This is a genomic window from Rhodosalinus sediminis (assembly GCF_003385555.1).
GTDB lineage: Bacteria > Pseudomonadota > Alphaproteobacteria > Rhodobacterales > Rhodobacteraceae > Rhodosalinus > Rhodosalinus sediminis.
In genome coordinates this window covers 1-22,341 of sequence record NZ_QOHR01000014.1, presented here as the reverse complement: position 1 = coordinate 22,341, position 22,341 = coordinate 1, and the positions used below count along the sequence as shown (strand labels likewise).

The 22,341-nt window shown below is 74.2% G+C and carries 18 protein-coding genes; 5 read left to right on the top strand and 13 right to left on the bottom strand.

The window, feature by feature from the left end; all coding sequences use genetic code 11:
- Positions 1-271: 271 nt before the first annotated feature.
- Positions 272-1,396, top strand: coding sequence for an NAD(P)/FAD-dependent oxidoreductase (locus tag DRV84_RS10425; protein ID WP_115980185.1), 1,125 nt, complete (start codon positions 272-274; stop codon positions 1,394-1,396).
- Between the two features lie 309 nt (positions 1,397-1,705).
- Here DRV84_RS10425 and DRV84_RS10420 read toward each other — a convergent pair whose 3' ends face one another.
- From DRV84_RS10420 to DRV84_RS10410, 3 genes are read right to left on the bottom strand one after another with little or no spacing between them, the layout of a single operon-like run.
- On the bottom strand, positions 1,706-2,554 hold the full coding sequence (locus DRV84_RS10420; RefSeq protein ID WP_115980182.1) for a DUF6671 family protein: 849 nt from the start codon (positions 2,552-2,554) through the stop codon (positions 1,706-1,708).
- Positions 2,551-4,962, bottom strand: a complete 2,412-nt coding sequence (locus DRV84_RS10415; protein ID WP_115980309.1) for a YbcC family protein — start codon at positions 4,960-4,962, stop codon at positions 2,551-2,553. The genes DRV84_RS10420 and DRV84_RS10415 overlap by 4 nt, the downstream gene beginning before the upstream one ends.
- Before the next feature lie 31 nt (positions 4,963-4,993).
- Positions 4,994-6,538 carry a proton-conducting transporter transmembrane domain-containing protein gene (locus DRV84_RS10410; RefSeq protein ID WP_115980179.1) on the bottom strand — a complete coding sequence of 515 codons (1,545 nt, stop codon included), beginning with the start codon at positions 6,536-6,538 and terminating at the stop codon, positions 4,994-4,996.
- A gap of 110 nt (positions 6,539-6,648) precedes the next feature.
- On the opposite strand from DRV84_RS10410, the gene DRV84_RS10405 reads away from it, so the two are divergent.
- Complete coding sequence (locus DRV84_RS10405; protein WP_115980176.1) at positions 6,649-7,542, top strand: LysR family transcriptional regulator; 894 nt, start codon at positions 6,649-6,651, stop codon at positions 7,540-7,542.
- 48 nt (positions 7,543-7,590) lie between these two features.
- Here the strand turns inward: DRV84_RS10405 and DRV84_RS10400 are convergent, their stop codons facing one another.
- Together DRV84_RS10400 and DRV84_RS10395 are read right to left on the bottom strand one after the other, a co-directional pair.
- Positions 7,591-8,433 (bottom strand): enoyl-CoA hydratase-related protein, encoded by an 843-nt coding sequence (locus tag DRV84_RS10400; protein WP_115980173.1) that lies wholly within the window; start codon positions 8,431-8,433, stop codon positions 7,591-7,593.
- A 262-nt stretch (positions 8,434-8,695) separates the two neighbouring features.
- Positions 8,696-9,502: a TIGR03084 family metal-binding protein gene (locus tag DRV84_RS10395; protein WP_115980170.1), complete on the bottom strand. Its 807-nt coding sequence runs from the start codon at positions 9,500-9,502 to the stop codon at positions 8,696-8,698.
- Between the two features lie 149 nt (positions 9,503-9,651).
- Between DRV84_RS10395 and DRV84_RS10390 the strand changes: the two genes are divergently transcribed.
- The gene (locus DRV84_RS10390; RefSeq protein WP_115980167.1) at positions 9,652-10,728 is read left to right on the top strand and encodes a CaiB/BaiF CoA transferase family protein; all 1,077 of its coding nucleotides are present in this window, start codon (positions 9,652-9,654) and stop codon (positions 10,726-10,728) included.
- 218 nt (positions 10,729-10,946) lie between these two features.
- Complete coding sequence (locus DRV84_RS10385) at positions 10,947-11,774, top strand: nitroreductase (RefSeq protein WP_115980164.1); 828 nt, start codon at positions 10,947-10,949, stop codon at positions 11,772-11,774.
- Between the two features lie 100 nt (positions 11,775-11,874).
- On the opposite strand, the gene DRV84_RS10380 is transcribed toward DRV84_RS10385, so the two are convergent.
- The 7 genes from DRV84_RS10380 to DRV84_RS10350 all read right to left on the bottom strand — a co-directional run bounded on the left by DRV84_RS10380 (position 11,875) and on the right by DRV84_RS10350 (position 19,763).
- Positions 11,875-12,231 carry a DUF5368 domain-containing protein gene (locus DRV84_RS10380; RefSeq protein ID WP_115980161.1) on the bottom strand — a complete coding sequence of 119 codons (357 nt, stop codon included), beginning with the start codon at positions 12,229-12,231 and terminating at the stop codon, positions 11,875-11,877.
- Positions 12,232-12,243: 12 nt separating this feature from the next.
- Positions 12,244-13,563: an NAD(P)/FAD-dependent oxidoreductase gene (locus tag DRV84_RS10375; RefSeq protein WP_115980158.1), complete on the bottom strand. Its 1,320-nt coding sequence runs from the start codon at positions 13,561-13,563 to the stop codon at positions 12,244-12,246.
- Positions 13,564-13,739: 176 nt separating this feature from the next.
- On the bottom strand, positions 13,740-13,955 hold the full coding sequence (locus DRV84_RS10370) for a formate dehydrogenase subunit delta (RefSeq protein WP_115980155.1): 216 nt from the start codon (positions 13,953-13,955) through the stop codon (positions 13,740-13,742).
- Positions 13,945-14,721, bottom strand: a complete 777-nt coding sequence (fdhD, locus tag DRV84_RS10365; protein WP_239995051.1) for a formate dehydrogenase accessory sulfurtransferase FdhD — start codon at positions 14,719-14,721, stop codon at positions 13,945-13,947. The genes DRV84_RS10370 and fdhD overlap by 11 nt, the downstream gene beginning before the upstream one ends.
- A gap of 23 nt (positions 14,722-14,744) precedes the next feature.
- Positions 14,745-17,627 carry a formate dehydrogenase subunit alpha gene (gene fdhF, locus DRV84_RS10360; protein WP_115980149.1) on the bottom strand — a complete coding sequence of 961 codons (2,883 nt, stop codon included), beginning with the start codon at positions 17,625-17,627 and terminating at the stop codon, positions 14,745-14,747.
- 136 nt (positions 17,628-17,763) lie between these two features.
- On the bottom strand, positions 17,764-19,290 hold the full coding sequence (locus DRV84_RS10355; protein ID WP_115980146.1) for an NADH-ubiquinone oxidoreductase-F iron-sulfur binding region domain-containing protein: 1,527 nt from the start codon (positions 19,288-19,290) through the stop codon (positions 17,764-17,766).
- Complete coding sequence (locus DRV84_RS10350; RefSeq protein WP_115980144.1) at positions 19,287-19,763, bottom strand: formate dehydrogenase subunit gamma; 477 nt, start codon at positions 19,761-19,763, stop codon at positions 19,287-19,289. Before DRV84_RS10350 ends, DRV84_RS10355 begins: the two co-directional genes overlap by 4 nt.
- A 148-nt stretch (positions 19,764-19,911) precedes the next feature.
- On the opposite strand from DRV84_RS10350, the gene DRV84_RS10345 reads away from it, so the two are divergent.
- Positions 19,912-20,802, top strand: coding sequence for a LysR family transcriptional regulator (locus DRV84_RS10345; protein WP_115980141.1), 891 nt, complete (start codon positions 19,912-19,914; stop codon positions 20,800-20,802).
- A gap of 369 nt (positions 20,803-21,171) precedes the next feature.
- On the opposite strand, the gene DRV84_RS10340 is transcribed toward DRV84_RS10345, so the two are convergent.
- The gene (locus DRV84_RS10340; RefSeq protein WP_115980138.1) at positions 21,172-22,170 is read right to left on the bottom strand and encodes a helix-turn-helix transcriptional regulator; all 999 of its coding nucleotides are present in this window, start codon (positions 22,168-22,170) and stop codon (positions 21,172-21,174) included.
- Positions 22,171-22,341: the final 171 nt, after the last annotated feature.

The window sequence follows — 22,341 nt, the reverse complement described above, 5'->3', positions numbered from 1 at the left end:
GCGCAAGGGCGCGCAGTGTTCAAGGCCGCGCCTTGGCAAGGCGGTGGAGCCATCCCTTCGCGCGCATGCGGGCAAATGGCGGCGGGCGGTGAGCCGATGGCGGTGGAGCCACCCCTCGGCGCAGGTATGGAGCGACGGGCGCCTGCGCGCGGCGCTCCGGTGCCCGGTGCCCGGCGCGCGGCCCGGGCGGGCCGCCGCCGGGCATAGGCCGCGCATTTCCCTCGCGCCGCCGTCGCGCTAGGGAGAGACGGCAGAGCGAAGGAGACAGGGCATGACACGGACGGCGGATGTCGCGGTGATCGGAGGCGGGATCGCGGGGGCCTCGGTCGCCGCCGAACTGGCCGGGACGGCGGAGGTCGTGCTGCTCGAGCGCGAGGCGCGGCCCGGCTATCACACCACGGGGCGCTCGGCGGCGCTCTACACCTGCACCTACGGGCCGGCCGGGGTGCGGGCGCTGTCGCGCGCCTCCGGGCCCTCCTTCCGCGGCTGGACGGGCCCCTCGGGCGCGCCGCTCCTGCGTCCGCGCGGGGTGCTCTTCCTCGCACGGGAGGACCAGGGCGACGCGCTCGCCGCGCTCGAGGCCGAGATGGCGGGCGCCCTCGCGCCGCTCGACGTGGCCGAGGCGCAGGCGCGGCTGCCGCTCCTGCGCGCGGGCTACGCCGCCGCCGCGCTCTGGGACGGCGAGGCGAGCGACATCGACGTGGACGCGCTCCATCAGCGGTATCTGCGCGCGCTCAAGGCTGCGGGCGGCGCGGTGATGACCGATGCGGAGGTCGGCGCGGTCACGCGCGCGGGCGGCGTTTGGCGCGTCGAGACGCGGGGCGGCACGGTCGAGGCGCCGGTCCTCGTCAACGCCGCCGGCGCCTGGGCCGACGAGATCGCGCGGATGGCGGGCGTCCGGCCCGTCGGCCTCACGCCGAAGCGGCGCACCGCGGCGCTGATCGACCCGCCGGCGGGGCCGGCCGACGACGGCTGGCCGATGGTGGTGGACGCCGAGGAGAGCTTCTACGTCAAGCCCGACGCCGGCAAGCTCCTGATCTCGCCGGCCGACGCGACGCCCTCCGCGCCCTGCGACGCGCAGCCCGAGGAGCTCGACGTGGCCATTGCGGTGGACCGTGTCGAGCAGGCCTTCGACCTCTCGGTGCGCCGGATCGCGCACAAGTGGGCGGGCCTGCGCAGCTTCGTCGCGGACGGCGAGCCGGTGGCGGGCTACGCGCCCGACGCCGAGGGCTTCTTCTGGCTGGCGGGGCAGGGCGGCTACGGCATCCAGACGGCGCCGGCGCTGGGCCAGCTTGCCGCGGCGCTGGTCGCCGGGCACGCGATGCCCGAGGGCTTCGCCGAGGCGGGCGTCGATCCCGCGGGCCTCGCGCCCGACCGGCCCGGCCTCGCGGCGTGATCGCCGGGGGCGACCGGGGCGCGCCAGCTGCGGGCGATATCTCGGTATGATGTGACGCGGGGCCGAGGGGCGTGAAGGCTCGGGCGCGCTTCGCCGGGGGCGCGCCGGAGGGGGTCCGCCCGCCGCATGGCGGCGCGCCTCGGGTGATGGGCCGCGCCCGGGTCACGGGGTGCAGGCGGGGCAGTGCATCGGGTCGGCCTGCGCGGTGGCGGTCGCCGCCGCGGCTTCGGGTCCGCGGGCCGCGCAGCTCCGGACCGGTGGGCTGCCCGCGGCATGGCGACGTGCCGACGGGAATGGGCCGCGCCCGGATCACGGGTTGCAGGCGGGGCAGTGCATCGGGTCGGCCTGCGCCGTGGCCGACGCCTCCGCCGCTTCGTGCGCGCAGGCCGCGCAGCCCCGGACCGGGGCGCCGCGCGTGAGCGTCGCGCCCCCGCAGCAGGCGCAGGGCAGCGCGGGGCCGGGGCGCACCGGACCCCAGCCGGGCGCGCCGCAGGCCGGGCAGGGGCAGGTGAGGCGCTCGGCGAAACGCTCCGCCAGCGCGGCGAGAGCGCGCATGCGCGTCGGGTTCATGTGCGCGCGCATGTCGGTCTGCACGACGGCGAGGCCGTCGGCGGAGGCCTCCGCCGCCTCCGCCACCGCGCGGGCGAGCGCGGTGCGGGCGCGCAGCCCCTTGCGCGCGGGGCCGCCGCCCTTGGGCTGGACGATCACCGCATGGCCCGGAAAGCCGATGCGCGCGAGGAAGGGTTCGAGCGCCGGGAGCGCCGCCGCCTCCGCGTGGTCGTAGACGGGGCGGGGCGCCTCCATCGTCTCGGAGAGGACGAGATCGCGGGCGGCGTCCACGAGGACGAGCGTTTCGACCCCCTGCGGGATCACCGGGATCTGAGGGTGCGGGCCGTAGGCGCCCTCGCTCCCGAGGCCCAGATCGCCGCGGGACAGTTCGATGGCGAGCCGGGCCTTCGCCTCGGCGGCGTCGTGCAGGCTGCCGGCGCGCGGGATCTCGCCCGTGAAGGTGCCGAGCGCGTCGGTGTCCACGCCGGCCACGCGGCGCAGTTCGAGCCCCGCGCGCGCCAGAGGCGGCGCGAGCGCCGCCTCCTTGCCGTGCATCGTGGCGAGCCGGGCGATGCGCCCGGCCCAGAGGCCGGAGCCCCGCGTGCTCATCCGACCGCCTTGAGGCGCGGCTCGGCGTGCGGGGCCGCCGCGACCGCCTCCCATTCGAGATCGCCTGTGTAGCGCCAGGCGAGGCGGCCCGCCTCGTCCAGCGCGAAGAGGTGGAGCCAGCGGTTGTCGAAGAGCGCGCGGACGCCCTCGTGCTTCTCGAGGATGGCCGACATCGCCTCGCGCGGGGCCTCGATGCAGACGGAAAGCCGCAGCGGCTCGTGCTGGAAATCCTCACCGTCGTGCACCGATTGCCAGGGCAGCCCCGCGCGCAGGAGCCCGCCGTTGCCCTCGACCACGCCGATGCCGCCGGTGACGTTGTGCAGGAGCTTGTTGCCCCCGCCCAAGGTCTGCGGCGAGACGGTGGAGCCGTAGTACTGCAGGCTGATCCAGCTCGCCACGACGACGGGCGCCGTCATGATGAGCTCGAGCACCGGGAAGCCCTCGTCCTGTTTCCAGTCGTAGTCGTGCAGGAAGGCGCGGCCCGCGAGGTCCTTGCCGAGCGTCCGCCCGCGCGGCGCGGCGATGAACGCCCGGCATCCGGCGAGCGCCCATTCGGGGCGCACCTCGGCCCAGTCGCGGGCGCGCGGCTCGACCTCCGCCGCGCTCTCGGCGCGCGGCAGGCGCAGCGCCCGCTCGCCCCGCGTCACCCGGCCCGCGGCGGCGAACCACTCTTGCGCCTGCCGGATGTCCGCGCCGTGGGCGGAGGCGTCCACGTCGGCGGTGTAGAGCTTGATCGTGTCGGTCGTCGTGTCGTGCAGAGCGCCGAGGAAGAGCGTGTCCTCGGGCACCTCGATGCCGCGCCCGACGAGGCCCGCGCGCACCTCCCGGTCGTTCAGCAGCCCGGCGAGCAGCCGCGCGTTGACCTCGCCCGAGTAGCCGCCGCAGGCGCCGCAGTGATAGGCCGAGGCGTGCGGATTGTTCGTCACGTTCGCCCCGTGCCCGGCGAGCACGACGAGCCGCGCGAAGTTTTCCGTCAGCGACATGGCGCGCAGCACCGTCTCGGCCGCGTCGGTCCGCGTCGCGAGATCGAGCGCCGGGTCGAGCCGTGGCGCCGGGCCGTCGGGCAGTGTCGCGGGCGCGAGGCCGAGCGCGTCGCGCACCAGCTTACCCGCATAGACCGGCCCCATCGCCTCCACGAAGGCGAAGGAGGAGACGGCGGCAAGCTTGAACCGGCCCCAGGCCCGCTTCGCGCGCGCCGCGAAGCGCGCCTGTTGATCGGCCTCGGCGTCCTCCGGCGCGCCGGCGACGGTCGTCACCGCCGGGTTCAGCAGGACGGGCAGGCGAAGTTCCTCGACGTCGGAGGCGAAGTCGCGGTGCTTCGCCGCCACCCCGAAGAACCCCGCGAAGCCGAGCGTCCGCACGCGCGGGTCGAGCGCCTCGAGCGCGCGGCGGAACACCTCGGAGCGCACGTCGATGCAGAAGGCCGCCTGCAGCGCCGGGCGCGCCTCCGCCGGCGCGGGCGTCTCGGCGGCGAACATCGCGGCGAGGCCCCGCTGCGCGCCGCGCTCGGCGGCCTCCTGCAGGATCTCGTCCAGGACGAGGTCCACCGTCGGCGCGAGGGGGGCGGCATGGCTCGCCTTGACCCGCTCCCAGCGGTCGATCACGGCCTCCTCGTATTGCAGGAAGAGCGCCTCCTCCCAGAGCAGCCGGATCGCCAGCATCTCGGTCATCACCGGATCGGTCCCGCCGCCGAGTTCCACCTGCCAGAGCCTGTAGCGCGCGTATTGCGCCCAGCCGCCTATGGTCATCAGAAGCTGGTGGAAATAGGTCTCCAGCATCTCGGGCGCGAGGCCGAGGCGGCGCGTCGCCCGCGCGATGGCGCCCTCGGCGGTCTCGGGCGCCTCGGCGACATGCGCGGCGAAGCCCCTCAGCCCGTGGATCTCGGGGATGAGGTCGTGGGTCGCCACGGCGCGCCACTCGGCGTAAGGCCCGCGCCGCTTCGGCGCCTTCCAGAGCGCCTGCCCCTCGTCGAAGTAGCTCGCCGCCCAGTGGCTGATCCGGTCGGCCACGAGCCCGGCCCAGTCGGTGCCCGAATGCTCGGCGGCCATCTCGGCGAGGGTGGGCAGGGCGTGCGGCTTGCGCTCCGCGCGACCAGCGGCCTCCTTGAGCGCGGCGAGGCTCGCCGGCTTTTCGGCGTGCGGGCTCGCCTCCAGCGCGGCGGCGAGATCGTCGTCGCTGATCCGCCCGTCCGCGATGCGCGCCTGATACCACGCGCGCGGCATCGTCACCGAGAGCCCCGCCACCCGCGCGAGCCGCGCGCCGGTCCGGGCGAGGCTCTCGCCCGTCTGCCCGAGGTAGGGGTTCACCGCCACCGAGGAGGCCAGCGGCCAGACCGGCGGGATCGCCCGGCCCGCGCCGTCCGCGGCGGCGAGCAGATCGGCCGTGTCGATCGGCTGGGGATTGGTCATGTCCTTCATCGTCTCGCTCCCTGTCGTTCGCTCAGCCGGTCCGCCGCAGCGCCCAGCCGCCGAGGATCCGGTCCATCACCGCGTTGGCGTAGAGCCCGTTGGAAAGATGCACGCGCAGCCCCGCCGCCGCCGGGTGATAGGCCCAGAGCGGGAACATCGCCTGCGCCACCGCCACCGCGCCGAAGCTGATCACGGCGAGCACCATGAGCGCCCATTCGAGCGGCCCGGGCGCGGGCGTGGCGGGCAGCGTGCCGGCCATCGCGGCCTCGGTGCCCCGCTGCAGCGCGAAATAGGCGATGGAGGCCGCGACCGACATCAGCGCCGTGCGCTGCGTAAGCACCTTGGGCGCCTGATCGGCGAGGCCCTGCGCCAAGAGGTAGGCGACGCCGAAGATCAGGATGGCGCCGAGCGCGATCGCCTGCGGCGACTTCCCGTCGAAACCGAAGCCCGCGCCGACGAGCCCGTAGATCACCAGCGCCGCGACGAAGGCCTTCAGCACCGCGCCGCCCGAGGGGATCGCCACCGGCCCCGGCCGCCGGATCGCCGCGACGCCCTCGACCGCCATGCCCGAGGCGAGGAAGGCGTGCGCCTTGTAGAGCGAATGCGCCACGATGTGCAGAAGCGCCAGCGGGAAGAGGGCGAGCCCGCACTGCAGGATCATGAAGCCCATCTGCGCCACCGTCGACCAGGCGAGCGAGGTCTTGACCGCCGGCTGCGTCAACATCACGAGCCCCCCGAAGAGCGCCGTGAAACCGCCCACCATGACCAGCACGGCGAGCACCCCGGGCGCGAGCAGCAGCACGTCCGAAAACCGGATCAGCAGGAAACCGCCCGCGTTGATGACGCCCGCATGCAGAAGCGCCGAGACCGGCGTCGGCGTCTCCATGACCTCGGTCAGCCAGCCGTGCGTCGGGAACTGCGCCGATTTCAGCAGCGCGGCGAGCGCGAGGAACCCGGCCGCCCAGAGCGCCGCGTCCGGCATCACGCCGATGCGCGCGGCGGCGAGGATCTCGCCGATCTGCGGCGTGGCGTAGGCGTTGTAGAGCAGCACGGCCGCCGTGATCAGCGCCGCGTCGCCGAGGCGCGCGGTCACGAACTTCTTGCGCGCGGCGCGCCGGGCCGGCACCCGCTCGGGATAGAAGAGAAGGAGCCGCTCGAGAAAGATCGAGGTGGCGACGAAGGCCACGACGAAGAGCCCGAGGTGCCCCGCCTGCACGAAGGTCAGCACCGAGGCGAGCGTCAGCGCCATCCAGCCCGTGAAGGCGCCCTGCCGGTCCTCGCCGTCGAGATAGCTCCGCGTGTAGCGCAGGACGACCCAGCCCACGAAGCTCACGAGCAGCAGCATCACGACGCTCAGCAGGTCGAGGCGCACCATCAGCCCGAGGATCTCGCCGGTGCCGGGGCCCTGCGCGGCGAGCACCGCGCCGGAGGCGAGCGCCGCGACCACGGCGGCGAGCGCCGCGCCCTCGGCGATCTGCGGGACCCACTCGGGGCGGCGACCCGCGTTCAGGAACCCGGCCGCGGCGGCGACGAGCACCGCCGCCGGGGCCAGGAGGGACAGGGTGTAAAGGTCCATCGGCTGCACTCCCTCGCGCTGTCGGATCTTGTCCGACGAGGGGTAATGCGGCGGCGCAGAATTTAGAAATTCATTGTATCGCGCGTTTCGTTCGATTTATTTGAACGATCATGGCGCAGCTCAACTACAACCACCTCCGCTACTTCTGGGCCGTGGCGCACGACGGCAACCTCACGCGCACGGCGGAGCGGCTGAACCTCTCGCAGTCCGCGCTCTCGACGCAGATCCGCAAGCTCGAGGAGCGGCTCGGCCATCCGCTCTTCGAGCGCCGGGGGCGGCAACTTCACCTGACGGAGGCCGGGCGCCTCGCGCTGGATCACGCCGACACGATCTTCGCCACCGGGGAGGAGCTTCTCGATACCCTGCGCGCCGAGGGGCGGGCGCGGCGGGCGCTGCGCGTCGGCGCGCTCGCCACGCTGTCGCGCAACTTCACGCTGGCCTTCCTGCGCCCGCTCATGGGGCGCGCCGACGTCGAGATCGTGCTGCGCTCGGGCGGGCCGGCGGAGCTTCTTCAGGCGCTCGAGCGGCTGAACCTCGACGTGGTGCTCCTCAACCGCGCGGCGGCCGAGGACGCGGTGACGCCCTTCGTCTCGCACAAGATCGACGAACAGGGGGTGAGCCTTGTCGGCGCGCCCGCCCGGCTCTCGGGCGGCGCCGCGCTCGAGGATCTGCTGACCGATCAGCCGGTGATCCTGCCGACGAGCGACAGCGGCGTGCGCACCGGCTTCGACGCGCTCTGCGACCGGCTCGGCCTGCGCCCGCAGATCGCGGCGGAGGTGGACGACATGGCGATGATGCGGCTCATGGCGCGTGCCGACGCGGGCCTCGCCGTGTTGCCGCCGATCGTGGTGACCGACGAACTCGCGCAGGGCACGCTCGTGGAGGCGCACCGCCTGCCCGGCATCGTCGAGAGCTTCTACGCCGTCACGCTCGCGCGGCGCTTTCCCAATCCGCTCTTGCGGGCGCTCGTGCACGGGGCGGCCCCGGGCGCGCCGCGGGGCTGACGGCCGTCGGTCGCGCGCACCGGGCCACGGCCCGGCCGCGGTGGCCGCCTACGCGTCCTGCGTCCAGTCGGGCGGGCGCTTGCCGAAGAAGCTCTCGAGCCCCTCGCGACCCTCGGCGCTGTCGAGCTGGTCGGCGAAGACCTGCGCGGCCATGTCGAGCTGCTCGTCCGGGAAGAGCCCCGGCAGGTCCATCAGGAGCCGCTTGGTCGCGGAGACCGCGCCGGGCGCGCAGAGCCGCGCCTGGGCGCGCAGCGCATCGAGCTCGGCCTCGAGCGCAGGGCCGTCGGGCACCACGACGTCGGCGAGGCCCGCGCGCGCGGCCTCCTCCGCCGAGAGGCGCCCGCCGAGCAACAGGAGCCGCCGGGCGATCCGGCTGCCGAGGCGCGACATCACCACCGGCGCGATCTGCGCCGGCACGATGCCGAGTTGCGTTTCGGAAAAGGCGAAGGTGGCGTCCTGCCGCGCGACCACGATATCCCCGGCCGCGACGAGGCCGCAGCCGCCCGCGACGGCCTCGCCCTCGACGATCATGACGGTCAGCTGCGGCAGCGTCGCCACCCGCCGCATCAGCGCGCCGGTGGTGCGCGAGGCGCGGATCAGGGCCTCGCGCTCGACGTCGCCGCTCGCCGCGGCGCGCAGCATCGAGAGATCGCCGCCCGCGCAGAAGCGCCCGCCCCGCCCGCGGAAGCTCACGCCGCGGATGTCGGGGCGCAGCGCGAGCGTTTCGCAGACCCGGGCGAGGTCCGCGACCCGCCGCGCCGTCAGCAGGTTGCCGTCCTCCGGCCCGTTCAGCCAGATGGCGAGCCATCCGTCGCCCTCCTCGAGGTCGAGGGTCGGCGTCGCGGGGAGCGTCCGGCTCGCGCGGGTGCCGTCGCGTGGCGCGTAGACCATCGGTCCTGTCCTCTCCCCGGCAGGCCGGGAGTCGGCCGTGCCGCAGCGCGGACACCCTAGCACGTCGGACGACACCTGCCAGTGTCTAACGCGCGATACGTCGGGTCAGATCGCCGGGCTGGCCAGCCGCCGCGGTCCGGGAAGCGAATCATGTGGTCCGGGCCGTCGCCTGTCCGGCCTGCCCGAAAGCGCCGGGCGCTGCGGCCTCGCCTCGCCCTGTCAGGGGCGCGCGCGCACGGGGCCGCGCCCCGCGACCGCGGCCTCACGCCTCCCGCGCGCGCGCCTCCGGCCCGCGCGCGCCGGGGGCGGGTGGTACCTCGCGCGGGCCGGCGAAGCACTGGGCCTGCGCCATCCAGGCGGTCGCCACCGGCCCGGTGACGTGGAGCGCCGTGTCGGCGACGTTCCTCGTCTGCGTCACCACCTTGCAGAAATCCGCCGCCGGCCCCGCGATCCGGTCGGGGCACCCGGCCTCGCCGTAGGTCCAGAGCGCGCCGGAGGGCGCCGTCAGCTCCAGCCGGGGCAGATGCGGCGGCGCGGCCAGCCCCTGCACCGCGAAGGACCAGCCGAAGGCGGCGACGCCGAGGTGGACGATGTTGCCGATGCGGTCGTCCTCCTCCCGCGTGAGGCCGAGCATGTCCCAGATGGCGAGGCCATGCGCCCAGGTCTCCATGTGCCGGGCGGACATGGCGCTCCGCGCCGACATCTCCGGCCCGACCCACGGCACCCGGCGCCTCGGGTCCACCGCGGCCCAGCGCCGCGCCATCTCGGCGGCGTAGGCGGCCCAGGCGGCGCGCAGCACCGGGCCGCGCTCGCGCACCACCTCCGCCTCGTGGAGCCGCCCGCGCCCGGCCTCCAGCGCGGCGCGCATCGGCGCCATCTCGGTCTCGAAGCGCGCCGGATCGGTCAGCGCGAGGTCCTGCGCGCGGTTCCAGAAATGCAGGTGAATGAGGATATCCTCCGGCGTCCAGCTCTTGAAGAGCGTGGGCCGGTGCCAGTGCCCGGGGTCGAGCCGGTCCAGAACCGCGTCGAGCGCCGCGCTCTCGGCGCCGAAATCCCGTGCCTGCTGCATCGCTGCCGCCTCCTTCCGCGCGAAGGTGGCACCGCCGCGCGCGGGGCTCAAGCCGCCTCGGCCGGGGCCGGCGGCCCGGCGCCCGCGCGCGGCTGCGGCGCTTGCACGCGCCGTCCATCGCGCGCAGGCTCGGCTCGGGAGGAGAGGCCATGCTCGAGGGCATCCGCATCGTCGAGATCGAGGCGCTGGGCCCCGCGCCCTTCGCGGGCATGACGCTCGCCGATCTGGGCGCGGAGGTGATCGTGGTGCACCGCAAGGTGCCCGCGGGCACGCCCGGCCTCGGCGAGCGCAGCGCGCTCGACCGCGGCAAGCGCTCCATCGCGCTCGACCTGAAGGACCCGGGCGACATGGCTGTGCTCGAGGCGCTCGCCGCGCGCGCCGACGGGCTGATCGAGGGCTTCCGCCCCGGCGTGATGGAGCGCCTCGGCCTCGGGCCGGAGCGCGCGCGGGCGCTTAACCCGGCGCTCGTCTACGGGCGGATGACCGGCTGGGGACAGACCGGCCCGCGCGCGGCGGAGGCGGGGCACGATCTCACCTACATCGGGCTCTCCGGCGCGCTCTGGTACGCCTCCGAACCCGGCGACGCGCCCCTGACGCCGCCCACGCTGGTGGGCGACGTGGGTGGCGGGGCGCTCTACCTCGTCGCCGGGATGCTCGCCGGGCTCCTGCGCGCCAAGACGACGGGGCAGGGGACGGTGGTGGACGCCGCGATCGTGGACGGCTCGGCCCACATGATGGCGCTCCTGATGGCGCTCGGGCTCAGCATGGCGCGGGGGCGGAGCCTGCTCGACGGGCCGCACTGGTGCCGGACCTACGCCTGCGCCTGCGGCGGCTTCGTCGCGGTGCAGTGCCTCGAGCCGAAGTTCTACACCAATTTCCTCGCGCGGCTGGACCTCGCCGGCGACGCCGATTTCGCCGAGCAGTTCGACGCCGAGCGCTGGCCGCGCCTGACCGCGCGCCTCGCCGGGCGCTTCGCCGAGCGCACGCGCGACGACTGGGCGGCGCATTTCGCCGGCGCGGAGGCCTGCGTCGCGCCGGTGCTCTCGCCCGAGGAGGCCGCCCGCGACCCGCATCTCGCCGCGCGGGGCACGTGGGTGCGCGCGGAGGAGACGCTGCAGCCCGCCCCGGCGCCGCGCTTCGACGGCCGGGCGGCCCCGGTCCGCCCGGCGCCCGCGCGGGGCGAGCATGGCGCCGCCATCCGCGCCTGGCTGGAGGGCCGGGCATGAGCGGGCCGGAGCGAGACGCGCCCGGCAGGGCGCGCCGAGCGGACGGGGGCGCGCCCGGCAGGGCGCAGCGAGCGGACGCGCCCGAGCGGGCGCACCAGGCCCAGCGAGACGCGTCTGACAAGGCGCACCGAGCGGACGGCGACGCGCCCGAGAGGGCGCAGCGAGCGGACGGGTATGCGCGCGAGCGGGAACAGCAGGCCCAGCGAGACGCGCCCGGCATGGCGCGCCGAGCGGACGGGGACGCGTCGGGCAGCGGGTCCGATGCCACGCCCGCCAGCGCGCCCGCCAGCGTCCGGGGCACCGCCAGGGACGCTGCACCGGGGCGTGCGCCCGACAGCCTGCGGGACACCGCCCCGGACGCCGCCGGGCCAGGGGACGACGCGCTCGCGACGCTCGACCGGCTCTTCGCCGCGCGCTGGTCCTGTCGCGCCTTTCTGCCCGAGCCGATCCCGGAGGCGACCGTCACGCGCATCGTCGCAACCGCGCAGCGCGTCGCCTCCTGGAACAACACGCAGCCCTGGCAGCTGATCGTCACCCGCAAGCCCGAGACCGACCGCCTGCGCGCGGCGCTTTACGCCCACGCGCAGACCGCCGCGCCCGCGCCCGACATCCCCTTCCCGACCGCCTACGAGGGCGTCTACAAGGCGCGCCGCTCGGCCTGCGGCTGGCAGCTCTACGACGCCGTGGGCGTCGCGCGCGGGGACCGGGCGGCCTCGGCCCGGCAGACGTTGGAGAACTTCCGCTTCTTCGGCGCGCCGCATGTGGCGCTCGTCACCGCCCCCGCGGCGCTCGGGACCTACGGCGTGCTCGACTGCGGCGCCTTCGTCACCGCCTTCATGACCGCGGCGCAGGCCGCGGGCGTGGCCACCATCGCGCAGGCCGCCCTCGCCACGCAGGCGCCGTTCCTTCGGGACTGGTTCGCCGTGCCGGAGGACCGCTGGATCGTCTGCGGCATCGCCTTCGGCCGCGCCGATCCGGATCACCCGGCCAACGGCTACCGAACGGCGCGCGCCAGCCCCGACGATGTCGTGGACTGGCGCGGTTGAGCGCGGCGGAGCGGCGCCCGAGGGAGACGACGACGCGTGGCGCCGCCCCGCCGCTGAGGGCCCGCCGCCGAAGGGAGGCACGGCGGCGGGCGAAACGCGGTCAGCTTTCCTGTTCGGGCGGCGCGATCATCGACTGCACCGTGTAGACGAGGATCGCCGCGCCGATGGCGCCGGCGAGGCCCACGCCCAGCAGCACGATGATGTCGATCGGCCCGCCCATGTCGGCGAAGCCCGACTTGGTCACCCAGAACACGAAGTAGATCGCGGCCACCGCGCCCACGGGCATCGAGAGCTGGGCGAGCAGGAATTTCCGCCAGCTCACCGCGCGGTCGCGGATCAGCACGTAGATGTAGCCGATCGTGATCACCGCCGCGACCACCACGAGGCTCCAGAAGAGAAATGTGCCGAACACCTCTTCGAAGACGGCGATCAGGGTTTCGAACGAGAGCTCTTCCATGACGCGTCCTCCTCAGGCTTTGCCGCGCAGCATCGCGTTGTAGGTGGCCTTGAGCGCCACCTCCTTCATCAGCCAGCTGATCCAGAGCTCCTCGAGCGGCGCAATCACGCCGGGGAAGCTCGGCACCAGGTGGTTCTTGTAGTCGAACTCGATCAGCATCGCCCGGCCCACGCGGGTGATGAGCGGGCACGAGGTGTAGCCGTTGTAGGCGGCGTCGGTCGTGTCGCCCGCGATCTGCGCGACGAGTTGCTCCTCGACCACCGGAACCTGCCACTTGACGCTCGCCGCGGTCTTGCCCTTGGGCACGCCGGCCACGTCGCCCGCGGCGAAGACCTCCGGGTAGCGGCGGTGGCGGAGCGTGTGCTGGTCCACCTCGACCCAGCCCTGATCGACCCAGCGATCGGCCCAGGAGAGCCCCGACTGCCGCACCACCTCCGGCGCGCGCATCGGCGGGATGATGTTGGTGAAGTCGAAGGGGATCTCCTCCTCGCCGGTGGGCGTGTCGAACGTCAGCACCTTGCGCCCCGGATCCAGCGCCTTGAGCACGTGATCGTAGCGCCGCTCCACGCCGCGGTCGTCGTAGAGCATCTCCACCTTCTCGTTGACGATCGGCACGCCGAAGAGGCTGTCCGATTGCGCCGCGTAGGTGATGTTGGTGGCGCCGCGCGTGCCCTTGCGCCGCGCGTAGTCGTCGGTGAGGAAGGTGTACTTGAGCGGCGCGCCGGCGCATTTCATCTCGGTCGCTGGGCGGAAGAAGACGGCCTCGCCGCCCTCCTCGGTGAAACGGTCCATCGCCGCCCAGGTCTTGGCCGCGTAGTCGGGCCCGGCGTAGACCGCGCCGATGCCGTTCTCGCCCACCATGTCGAGCGAGAAGCCCTCGATCGCGTCCCAGTCCATCGTGATGCCGGGCGCGACGATCAGGTAGTCGTAGTCGAGCCGCTCGCCGCCCGCGAGGCCCACGGTCTTCGCCTCGGGGTCGATCTCGGCGGCGTATTCGGGCTTGAGCGTCACGCCGTCGGGCAGCCACTCGTCGGTGGTGCTGACGGAGTAGTTGGCCGGCTGGAGCCCGGCGGCGATCAGGGTGAAGCCCGGTTGGTACCAGTGCTCGGCCCGGCCGTCGACGATGGTGATGCGCGCGCCGTCGAGCCGCTCGGCGAGGCGGTTGGCGAGTGCCGTGCCCGCGGCGCCCGCGCCGAGGATCACGATATGGGCGCTCGTGCGCACCTGCGCGCGCGCCGGGCCGCCCTGGCCGGCGAGCGCCAGCGCCCCCGCGCCGGCCGCGAGGCCGAGGAAGCCCCGGCGGCTGGCGGTGAAATCTCTGGAATCGGTCATGCGTCTCCTCCGCGTCATATGGCGAAGATGGAATACGATCGCATGCCGCTGCGTTGACCCAGATCAAAAAGGCGTGGCGCAGGTTCACCAATTTCGCGCCGGCGGAGGCTCATCGGCCCGTCGCCGGGCCTCTTCGCGAGACGCGCCCGCAAGGGCGCACCGAGCGGGCGGGCCGCTCAGGCCGGCGCGCGCATCCGCCCCGCCGCCGCGACCACCAGCGGGTCGAGATCGGCGTGGCCCGCCTGCACGAGCTCGAGGAGCTGGCGGCGCATGCGCGGCTCCCAGAAATCGTCGAGGTGCTTGGCCACCAGCGCCGCGCGGTCCTCCGCGGGCTGCGCGCGGAAGAAGGTGGCGATCTGGTTGGCCATGCGGGCGAGCTTCTCAGGCGACATGCGGGGGCCTTTCCACGATGCGGTGCGGGTGGGCGGCGATCTCGAAGGCGCCGTCGCGCGCGCGGGCGACGAGGGTCATCCCGGCCGCCTCGGCGAGGCGCACCGCCGCGGCGGTGGGGGCGGAGACGGCGAGGATCGCGGGCGCACCCATGGCGGAGGCCTTCTGCACCATCTCGACCGAGACGCGCGAGGTCAGCACGACCGCGCCCCGCCGCGCGTCCACCCCGCCGCGCGCCAGCGCGCCGGCGAGCTTGTCGAGCGCGTTGTGCCGGCCCACGTCCTCGCGCGCCGCGACGAGCCCCTCGCCCGGCACCCAGAGCCCCGCCCCGTGCACCGCGCGCGTGGCGTCGTGGAGCGGCTGCGCGGCGCGCAGCGCCTCCGTCGCGCGCGGGATCTCGGACCGGGGCAGGGCGAGCGGCGCGGTGACCTCCGCCGCGGGGCGCGCCGCTTGCTCGAGGCTGTCGATCCCGCAGAGCCCGCAGCCCACCGGCCCCGCCATCGCGCGGCGCCGCGCGGCGAGCGCCTCGGCCCGGTCGGCGGCGAGCCACATGCGGCACTCGATCCCCTGCGGATGCTCGACCACCTCCAGCTCGGCGATGTCCGACAGGTCGCGCGCGATCCCCTCGGTCAGGGTGAAACCCGCCGCGAAATCCTCCAGATCGGCGGGCGTGGCCATCATCACGGCCTGCGTCGTGGCGTCGTAGACGAGCGCGATGGCCGCCTCCTCGGCCAGCGGCCGGGGCGCGGGCGGGCGCGCGCGCGCCATCGGAGAGAGGCGCGGCGCCCCCATCACTCCGCCGCCGGCAGGATGCGCCGCGCGCGCCCGGCCTGTTCGGCGTAGTCGCGCTGCCACTCGGTGGGCCCGTTCGACGGCGCGACCTGCACCGCCGTCACCTTGTATTCCGGGCAGTTGGTGGCCCAGTCGGAATAGTCGGTGGTGACCACGTTGGCCTGCGTGTCGGGGTGGTGGAAGGTGGTATAGACCACGCCCGGCGCGACCCGGTCGGTGATATGCGCCCTGAGCGATGTCTCCCCCTTGCGGGAGGCGATCTTGACCCAGTCGCCCTCGCGCACGCCGCGCACCTCGGCGTCGTGCGGGTGGATCTCCAGCACGTCCTCCTTGTGCCAGACGGTGTTGGGCGTGCGCCGCGTCTGCGCGCCCACGTTGTACTGCGACAGGATCCGCCCCGTCGTCAGCAGCAGAGGGAAGCGCGGGCCGGTCCGCTCCTCGGTGGCCACGTATTCGGTGACCATGAAGCGGCCCTTGCCGTTGGCGAAGCTCTCGGCGTGCATCACCGGCGAGCCCTCGGGCCGGACCTCGTTGCAGGGCCACTGGACCGAGCCCTTCTCCTCCAGCAGCGCATAGGTCACGCCCGCGAAGCTCGGCGTCGTCGCGGCGATCTCCTCCATGATCTCGGACGGGTGGGTGTAGTCCCAGTCCGCGCCCATGGCGTTGGCCAAGAGCAGCGTCACCTCCCAGTCGGCGAAGCCGTTCTTCGGCGCCATCACCCGGCGCACGCGGTTGATGCGCCGCTCGGCGTTGGTGAAGGTGCCGTCCTTCTCGAGGAAGGTGGAGCCGGGCAGGAAGACATGCGCGTAGTTCGCCGTCTCGTTCAGGAAGAGATCGTGCACGATCACGCAGTCCATCGCGGCGAGCCCGGCCGCCACGTGCCGCGTGTCCGGGTCCGATTGCAGGATGTCCTCGCCCTGAATGTAGATGCCCTTGAACTCGCCGGCCACGGCGGCGTCGAGCATGTTGGGGATGCGGAGCCCCGGCTCGGCGTCGATGCTGGCGCCCCAGACATGCTCGAACACCTCCCGCGCGGCGTCGTCCGAGACGTGGCGATACCCGGGCAGCTCGTGCGGGAAGCTGCCCATGTCGCAGCTGCCTTGCACGTTGTTCTGCCCCCTGAGCGGGTTCACCCCCACGCCCGGGCGCCCGATGTTGCCGGTGGCCATGGCGAGATTGGCGATCGCCATGACGGTGGTGGAGCCCTGGCTGTGCTCGGTCACGCCGAGCCCGTAGTAGATCGCTCCATTGCCGCCCGTGGCGTAGAGCCGCGCCGCCGCGCGCAGCTCGGCCGCCGGCACGCCGGTGAGCGCCTCGGTCGCCTCGGGCGCGTTCCTCTCCTCCGCGACGAAGGCGGCCCAGTCCTCGAAGGCCTCCGCATCGCAGCGGGTGGCGACGAAGTCCTCGTCCACCAGCCCCTCGGTCACGATGACGTGCGCCATCGCGGTGAGGACCGCCACGTTGGTGCCGGGGCGCAGCGGCAGGTGATGCGCCGCCTCCACATGCGGCGTGCGCACGAGATCGATCCGCCGCGGGTCGATCACGATCAGCTTCGCGCCCGCCCGCAGCCGCTTCTTCAGCCGCGATCCGAAGACCGGGTGCCCGTCGGTGGGGTTCGCCCCGATCACCACGACGACGTCCGAGGCCTCGACCGAGTCGAAATCCTGCGTGCCCGCGGAGGTGCCGAAGGTCGTCTTGAGCCCGTAGCCCGTGGGCGAATGACACACCCGCGCGCAGGTGTCGGTGTTGTTGTTGCCGAAGACCGCGCGGATCATCTTCTGGACGAGGTAGGTCTCCTCGTTGGTGCAGCGCGAGGAGGTGATACCGCCGATGGCCTGGCGTCCGTGGGTTCCCTGAATGCCGCGCAGCCTTTGGGCCGCGAAACCGATCGCCTCCTCCCACGACACCTCGCGCCACGGCTGGTCGATCGTCTCGCGGATCATCGGGTTGAGGATGCGGTCCGGGTGCTCCGCGTAGCCGTAGGCGAAGCGGCCCTTCACGCAGGAATGCCCCCGGTTCGCCTTGCCGTGCTTCCACGGCACCATGCGCACGAGCCGGTCGCCGTTGAGCTGCGCCTCGAAGGAGCAGCCGACCCCGCAATAGGCGCAGGTGGTCACCACCTTCCGGTCCGGCGTGCCGAGCTCGTATGTACTCTTCTCCTGCAGCGTGGCCGTCGGGCAGGCCTGCACGCAGGCGCCGCAGCTCACGCATTCCGAGCTCAGGAAATCGTCGCCCGCCGTGCCGGCCGAGACCCGGCTGTCGAAGCCGCGGCCCTGGATCGTCAGCGCGAAGGTGCCCTGCACCTCCTCGCAGGCCCGCACGCAGCGCGAGCAGACGATGCACTTCGAGGGGTCGTAGGTGAAATAGGGGTTCGATTCGTCCTTCGGCTGGTAGCGCGGGTTCGCCTCGCCGCCCGCGCGGGCGAAGACGTGATTGTCCCCCTCGTAGCCGTAGCGCACGTCGCGCAGGCCCACCATGCCGGCCATGTCCTGCAACTCGCAATCGCCGTTGGCCGCGCAGGTCAGGCAGTCCAGCGAATGATCGGAGATGTAGAGCTCCATCACGCCGCGGCGGAGCTTCGCGACCGTGTCGGTCTGCGTGTGCACCACCATGCCGTCCGCCACCGGCGTCGTGCAGGAGGCGGGCGTCCCGCGCCGCCCCTCGATCTCCACCACGCAAAGCCGGCAGGAGCCGAAGGCCTCGAGGCTGTCGGTCGCGCAGAGCTTCGGCACCTGGATGCCCGCCTCGGCCGCCGCGCGCATGACGGAGGTGCCCTCCGGCACGGTCACCGCGATCCCGTCCACGCTCAGCGTCACGGGCGCGCCCGTCCGTGCCGGCGTGCCCTTGTCCGCGTCGTCCCAGGGAATGACGAAATCCTTCATTCCACCCGATCCTTCTTCTTGGTGGAAATATCCCGGGGGGTTGCCATTGTCGCGCCATTGGTCCGAGCGACAATGGCGACGGGGGCAGCGCCCCCCGGCCGGTCGCCGCGCCACTGCGCGGCGAAACCACCCCGCCTCATTCCGCGGCCTCCCGCGCCGCCCCGAACTCCTCGGGGAAGTGCTTGAGCGCGCTCGTCACGGGGAAGGGCGCGAAGCCCCCCAGCGCGCAGAGCGAGCCCGCGCTCATCGTCTCGCAGAGATCCTCCAGAAGCCCCACGGCCGCCGCGTCGCCCGCGCGCACGCGCTCCAGCGTCTCTACGCCGCGCACCGCGCCGATCCGGCAGGGGGTGCACTTGCCGCAGCTCTCGACCGCGCAGAACTCCATGGCGAAGCGCGCCATCTCCAGCATGTCGGCGCCGTCGTCGAAGACGGTGAGCCCGGCATGCCCGACGAGCCCGCCCGCACCGTCGACCTCCTCGTAGCCGAAGGGCGTGTCGAACTGCGCGGGCACCATGTAGGCGCCGAGCGGGCCGCCCACCTGCACCGCCTTGACCGGGCGCCCGGAGGCCGTGCCGCCCGCGATCTCCTCCACGATCCGCCCGAGCGGCATCCCGAAGGCCGTCTCGAAGAGCCCGCCGCGCGCGACGTTGCCGGCGATCTGCAGCGGGATCGTGCCGCGCGAGCGCCCGAGCCCGAAGTCCGCGTAGAACGCCGCGCCCTTCTCGAAGATCACCGGCACCGTGGCGAGCGAGAGCACGTTGTTGACCACCGTGGGCCGCCCGAAGAGCCCCTCGATCGCCGGCAGCGGCGGCTTGGCGCGCACGATGCCCCGCTTGCCCTCGAGCGAGTTCAGGAGCGAGGTCTCCTCGCCGCAGACATAGGCCCCCGCGCCCGCGCGGATCTCCATGTCGAAGGCGCGACCCGAGCCCAGCACGCTCTCGCCTAGAAGCCCCGCCTCGCGGGCGAGGCGCACCGCCGCTTCCATCACCTCGATCGCGTCGGGGTATTCCGAGCGCAGGTAGACGTAGCCCCGCGTCGCGCCGACGCCGAGCCCGGCGATCGCCATCCCCTCGATCAGGGTGAAGGGGTCGCCCTCCATCAGCATCCGGTCGGCGAAGGTGCCCGAGTCGCCCTCGTCGGCGTTGCAGACGATGTATTTCTGCGGCGCCTCGGCCTCGAGCACCGTCTTCCACTTGAGGCCGGTCGGAAAGCCTGCGCCGCCGCGCCCGCGCAATCCGCTCTCGGTCACCTCCGCGACGATCTCCGCCGGCGCCATCCCGAGCGCCCGGCGCAGCCCGGCGAGGCCCCCGTGCGCCGCGTAGTCCGACAGGCTCAGCGGGTCGATCACGCCGCAGCGCGCGAAGGTCAGCCGCGTCTGCGCGCGCATCCAGTCGAGCGCCTCGACCGGCCCCAGCGCCTTGGGATGTGCCGCCGCCCCGTCGAAAAGCGCGGGCACATCGGCCGCCGTCATCGGCCCGACGGCGTGGCGCGCCCCGTCGATCTCCACCTCCGCGAGCGGCTCCAGCCAGACCATCCCGCGCGAGCCCGTCCGCACGAGCTCCAGCGCCACGCCGCGCCGCGCCGCCTCCGCCTCGAGCGCGGCGGCCACCGCCTCGGCGCCCAGCGCCTTGGCGGCCGCGTCGCGGGGGAGCCAGACCTTCATGCCCCGCGCTCCGTCAGCGCCGCGTCGAGGCGCGCCGCGTCCATCCGGCCGAGGATCTCGCCGTCCACCATCGCCGCCGGGCCGCAGGCGCAGAGCCCGAGGCAATAGACCGGCTCCAGCGTCACCGCGCCGCCCGGCGCCGTCCCGCCCATGGCCACGCCGCAGCGCGCTTCCGCCGCGGCGGCGAGCGCGTCGCTTCCCACCGCCTTGCAGGCCTCCGCGCGGCAGATCTTCACCACCACGCGCCCGGCCGGTTCGTCGCGGAAGTCGTGATAGAAGCTCACCACCCCGTGCACCTCGGCGCGCGTCAGGTTCAGCCGGTCGGCGATGCGCGGGATCGTCTCCGCCGGCACGCAGCCGAAGGCCGCCTGCACGTCGTGCAGGATCGGCAGGAGCGGCCCCTCACGGCCCGCGTGCGCGTCGAGGATCGCCTCCAGCCGGGCGTGCCGGGTCTCCGTCGTGTCGAGCGCCATCCGCCTGCTCCGTCAGGAATTTCTCCGCCCGGATGCCCCTTGACGCCCTGCGCTTCAATGTCGCAGCTTCGTGCCTCGATAGAGGGTTTCTATCAAACGTCGGTCCCCGACCACGCCCTGCCGCAAACGCACTCCGGATCCCGCGCCCGTGATCGACAAGCTCGAAATGTTCATCGCCCTCGCGCAGACGCGCCACTTCGGCCGCGCGGCGGAGGAGTGCGGCGTCACCCAGCCGACCCTCTCGGCGGGAATCAAGCAGCTCGAGGACCAGCTGGGCGTGATGCTCGTCTGGCGCGGCAGCCGGTTCCAGGGCCTCACCCCCGAGGGCGAGCGCGTGCTCGACTGGGCGCGCCGCATCGTCGCCGACGCCCGCGCGCTCCGCGAGGAGATGCGCACCGCCCGGCGCGGCCTCACCGGGGTGCTGCGCCTCGCGGTGATCCCGACGGCGCTCTCGGCGGTGACCGCGCTCACCACCGGCTTCCGCGCGCGCCACCCCGGCGTGCGCCTGCGCCTCCTCTCGCGCAGCTCCGCCGAGATCCGCGCCATGCTCGAGAACGTCGAGGCCGACGCGGGCGTCACCTACCTCGACGCCGAGCCGCTCGGCCGCGTCACCGCCCTGCCGCTCTACCGCGAGCGCTACATGGCCCTCGCGCCGCGCGGCGGCCCGCTCGCAGGCCGCGAGCGCCTCGACTGGGCCGAGCTCGCCGGGCTGGACCTCGCGCTCCTGACGCCGGACATGCAGAACCGCCGGCTGGTCGCCCGGCACATGGCCGAGGCGGGCGTCGAGGCCGACCCGGTGCTCGAGGCGAATTCGGTGATTACCCTCGTCACCCATGTCGTCGACGGCGGCCTCGCCACGGTGCTGCCCAGCCGGCTCGCCGATCTCTTCACCCGCCTCGGCGCGCTCGACGCCGTGCCCCTCGTCGCGCCGGAGGCCGAGCACCTGATCGGCCTCGTCGCCCCCGAACGCGACCCGCCGACGCCCGCCGTCGCCGCCCTCCTGCAGGAGGCCCGCCGCCTCGCCGGCGCCGAGGGCTGAGGCGACGGGCCGCCGCCCGCCGCCGGGACGAGCCGACACGCCTCCGCGCGACGCTGACTTCGGACAGCGCCGCGCGCAGGGCGCGCCCGGCCCCGACACCGCGCCCCGTCCCGAGAGCGGTCCGCCTGTCGCACCGCACGCCGCCGGACCGGCGGCCTGCAAGCCCGCGCCCCGCCTCCGGCCTCACCCCTCATCGGACCGAGGCGCCGGCCGCCCCGCCATCGCGCCGCATAGCCGTCCGGCAGGCCCGCCCCTGTCGCGGCCGGCATGGACGAGCTCTCCCAAGCCCCTTCTTCTTGGCTCAAATATCCCGGGGGTGAATTGGCCGTCAGGCCAAGAGGGGGCAGCGCCCCCTCTCGCCAGCGGCCGTCACGGGAGCGCCGGGAAATCGCCGCGCCGATGCCCCGCGACGAGGCCGCGGAGCGCCTCGGGCGCGAGCACCTCGACCGCGTCGCCCCACTGGTAGAGATGCCAGGCCATCTCCAGGTGCCCCGAGGCGTGGAAGCGGACGGTGAGCGATCCGTCGGCCGCCTCGGTCATCTCCTGATCGGGGTGGAAGACGAACTCGCGCGCCACCGCCGCCGCCTCCGGGGCGAAGCGCCAGACCACCTCGCCGTATTCCCGCGCGTCGTGGTAGGAGCCGAAGGCGCGCGCGGCATGCGCGGCGAGGTCGAAGCCCGGGTCGCGCGCGAAGACCTCCGGCTCCAGCCGGGCCGAGGCGATCCGGTCGAGGCGGAAGTGGCGCGGCCGGCCGTCGCCGCCGGCCTCGCAGGCGACGAGATAGCGCCGCGTGCCGAGGAGCAGCCCGTAGGGCTCGACGCGGCGCGCGCGGGGCGCGGCGTCCCGCGCGCCGGCGTAGGCGATGGTCAGCCGCTGCGGCGCCTTCAGCGCCTCCGCGATCACGCCGAGGAGATCCGGGCGCACCCGCACCCGCGGGCCGGGGCGCGAGGCGAAGCCCTGCGCCTCCAGCAGCGCCTCCGCGTCGGCCTCCACCCGCCGCGCGTGCGGCCCCGGCATCGCCGCGAGCATCCGGTCGCGCAGCCGGGCGAGCGCCTCGGCGTCGCGCGCCGCGCCGTCGCGTTCGGCGCGCCGGATCGACATCTCGAGCGCGGTGAGCTCCGCCTCGCGGAGCCCTTGGGCGAAGACCATGCGCGCCTCGCCCGCGTCGAGCTTCCAGTACTTGCGCCGCGCCTCGTCGGTGCGCGTGCGCACGCCGCGGAAGGTGTCCTCGAGCGCGCGCGTCATGCGCTGCGCCGTGCGCCGGTCCACCCCGAAGGTCTCCTCGATCTCGTCGAGCGAAACGCCGCCGTGCCGCGCGCCGGCGATCTCGGCGAGGCGCAGGAGGTCGGCAGCCTTGCGGAAGGACATGGCCTCAGCCTCCGGCCGATACGGTTGCGAGGGTCTGCGCCCGGGGGCGCGGGGCGCGCCCATCTGCGGATCGCCACGCCGTCGCGCGCGCCGTCGGATGGCCGCCCCCTGTCGCGGGCAGGCCCCGCGCGGCGTGGGGGCGCGCATGCGGCGCGCCGCGCCGCGCCGCCG